The sequence below is a fragment of the Bordetella petrii genome (assembly GCF_020991325.1).
Lineage (GTDB): Bacteria > Pseudomonadota > Gammaproteobacteria > Burkholderiales > Burkholderiaceae_B > Bordetella_A > Bordetella_A petrii_E.
In genome coordinates this window covers 1-3,090 of sequence record NZ_JAJMLX010000396.1, presented here as the reverse complement: position 1 = coordinate 3,090, position 3,090 = coordinate 1, and the positions used below count along the sequence as shown (strand labels likewise).

Below are 3,090 nucleotides of genomic sequence, written 5' to 3'. Positions count from 1 at the left end.
CGGCGCCCGCGCCGGGCGGCAACCTGCCGCTATGGGATGCAGACGGGGCTGCCGCCGCGCCGTGCCGCGCGCAGCAACTGCTGCCGGCCGATGAATACGCACGGTTGAGCCATGTGGGCCCCATCCTGCTGGATGCCGCGAATGCCAGCGGCGCCATGCCGCTGGCGGCGTGGCTGGAATCGCTGTGGCGCCGCCTGGGCGGAGCAGGGCTGTACGCCAGCGCAAGCGCCGCCGAAGATGCCGAAAGCCTGTTCCTGCTGGTCGAGCGCCTGGCGCCGCACGGCGGGCTGGACCCGGCTCGCCTCGATGCCGGCCTGGCGCGCCTGTACGCGGCGCCCGAAGGCGGCGCCGATGACGCCGGCGTGGTCGAGATCATGACCATGCACAAGTCCAAGGGCCTGCAGTTCGACACAGTCATCCTGTATGGCCTGCATAAATCGCCGCGCGCCGAAAGCACGCCGCTGGTCAGTTTTGAACAAAGCGGCGAACGCGTGCTGTTCGGCCCCGTGAAACCGCGTGCCGACAAAGCCGCCGACCCCATTTCGCAATACCTGGGGCAGCGCGAAAAGCGCCGAGCCTCGTACGAAACCGACCGCCTGCTGTACGTGGCCGCCACGCGCGCGCGGCACCGGCTGCACCTGGTGGGCAATGTGGCAGTGGACAAGGATACGGGCCAGGCCAAGGCCCCGCCGTCCGCCAGTTTGCTGGGACGCCTGTGGGAATGGCTGCCCGCCGACCAGAAAAACCCGCCCGCCGATTGGCAGGGCGAAGCGCCCGGCGTGGTGGACAACCCGCAACCGATTGGCGGCGAGCCCTTGCGGCGCCTGGCGGACCAGGCCTACGACATTCTGCGAGCCCGGCGCGCGCCCGCCAGCGGGCCGGGGTTCGCCGTGGGAACAGTCCAGGGGCAGGGGGCCGAGCATCCCGCCTGGCAACTGGAAACCGCGCACGATGCCGCCATCGGCACGCTGGCCCATGCCTGGCTGGCCCGCATCGGGCAGGACGGCCTGGCCGCATGGGAACCGGACACCCTGCGCGGCTACCTGGCCGTGATGCAAAAACAATTGACGCGCGCCGGCCTGCCGGCCGCGCAGGCGCCCGAGGCCGCCCAGGCCGTGCTAGACACCCTGTTGGCCACGCTGGCGCACGATCGCGGCCGCTGGCTGCTGTCGCAATCGGCCGCCCGCCGCGAATGGCCGCTGATCGATTCCACTGGCCGGGTCTCGGTCATTGACCTGGCCCTCAGCACCGAAGACGGCTGGCTGATCGTGGACTACAAGACCGCGCGCCCGCACCCCGGCGAAGCCCCCGGCCATTTCGCCACCCGCATGCGCCAGCGCCACGCCGACCAACTGGCGCGCTACTGCGCCCAGGTCACCGCCCTGGACGCCCGCCCCGCCCGCGCCGCGCTGTATTTTCCCAGGGCCGAACTCTGGATCGACCTCTAGGCTTGAGGGGGGCCCGCGGCAAGCCCCACGCCGGTGTCTGGCACCCAAGGGAGCCAGACACCAAAAAAAGCTCTCCCCACGAGATCGCGCCCCCCCACCACAAGACACCGCCCTCCCTCCCCCCAGGGGGGAGGGCCCGGGGAGGGGGCCCACATACAGCCCCAGGGCCCGCCAGTTGAGATTCCAGCAGGCGGGCCTGCGCCCGCTCTGCTAGAATCTCAACTGGCGGGCCCCTTCGCATGGTTCGGCGGTGAACCTGGTCAGGTCGGGAACGAAGCAGCCATAGTCGTTTAGGATCAGTGCCGGAGTAAGGCTCGCCTACCGGTTTCCCCAAGGGGGCGCCGTAATCGGAACGAATTGCAGCAGTTTCTTGCAACGCGATTCCGGTTGCGGCGCCCCTTTGTATTTCCGGCGCGCCGGCCGCGCGCAACTGGCTCTACAATCCGTCCATGACTTATCTGGTACTGGCCCGCAAGTGGCGGCCGCGCTCGTTCGACACCCTGGTAGGCCAGGACCACGTAGTGCGCGCGCTGACGCACGCGCTCGATTCCCAGCGGCTGCACCATGCCTGGCTGTTCACCGGCACGCGCGGCGTGGGCAAGACAACTCTGTCGCGCATCCTGGCCAAATCGCTCAATTGCGAAACCGGCATCACGTCCCGGCCCTGCGGCCAGTGCCGCGCCTGCACCGAGATCGATGCCGGACGCTTCGTCGACTACCTCGAACTCGATGCCGCTTCGAACCGCGGCGTCGAAGAAATGACCCAACTGCTCGAACAGGCTGTGTACGCGCCTGGGGCGGGCCGTTACAAGGTCTACATGATCGACGAAGTGCACATGCTGACCGGGCACGCGTTCAACGCCATGCTCAAGACGCTGGAAGAGCCGCCGCCGCATGTGAAGTTCATCCTGGCCACCACCGATCCGCAGAAAATCCCGGTGACGGTGCTGTCGCGCTGCCTGCAGTTCAACCTGAAGCAGATGCCGCCCGACGCCATTGTGGGCCACCTGCAGGCGGTGCTGGGCGAAGAATCCGTGGCGTTCGAACTGCCCGCGCTGCGCCTGGTGGCCCAGGCCGCCGGCGGGTCCATGCGCGATGCGCTGTCGCTCACCGACCAGGCCATTGCCTATAGCGCCGGCAATCTTACCGAAGAAGCCGTGCGCGGCATGCTGGGCACCATCGACCAGCGCCACCTGGTGCGCCTGCTCGAGGCCTTGCCGGCGGGCGATGCCAAGGGCGTGCTGGCCGTGGCCGACGAACTGTCGGCGCGCGGGCTGTCTTATGCGGGCGCCCTGGCCGACCTGGCCGTGCTGTTGTCGAGGGTGGCCATCGAACAGCGCGTGCCCGCGGCCACGCCCGTCGACGATCCGCTGGCGGCCGACATCCGCCGGTTGGCAGGTGTCCTGCATCCCGATGCGGTGCAACTGTTTTATTCCGTGGCCGTGCACAGCCGCGGCGAGCTTTCCCTGGCGCCCGACGAATACGCCGGTTTTGTCATGGCCTGCCTGCGCATGCTGGCCCTGAACGGACAGGCGGGTCCCGCCACGGCACTGCAGACACCCACGGCTGCGCCGCAACAACCGGCGGCGATCCCGCAGCCGGCTGAAGCTGGCGGGGCGGCGGCTGCCGCCGCGCCGGCCTC

Annotated in this window: 2 protein-coding genes and 1 other RNA gene; all 3 read left to right on the top strand. The window is 69.2% G+C overall.

Going from position 1 to position 3,090, the window contains the following annotated elements:
* Window positions 1-1,448 (top strand): 3'-5' exonuclease (locus LPZ50_RS23565; RefSeq protein ID WP_230665286.1); only part of this gene is annotated, 1,448 nt, incomplete at its 5' end.
* Between the two features lie 224 nt (window positions 1,449-1,672).
* An RNA gene (gene ffs / locus LPZ50_RS23560) (signal recognition particle sRNA small type) lies at window positions 1,673-1,770 on the top strand.
* A gap of 127 nt (window positions 1,771-1,897) precedes the next feature.
* The coding region (gene dnaX, locus LPZ50_RS23555) for a DNA polymerase III subunit gamma/tau (protein WP_230665285.1) at window positions 1,898-3,090 on the top strand (1,193 nt) is incomplete at its 3' end.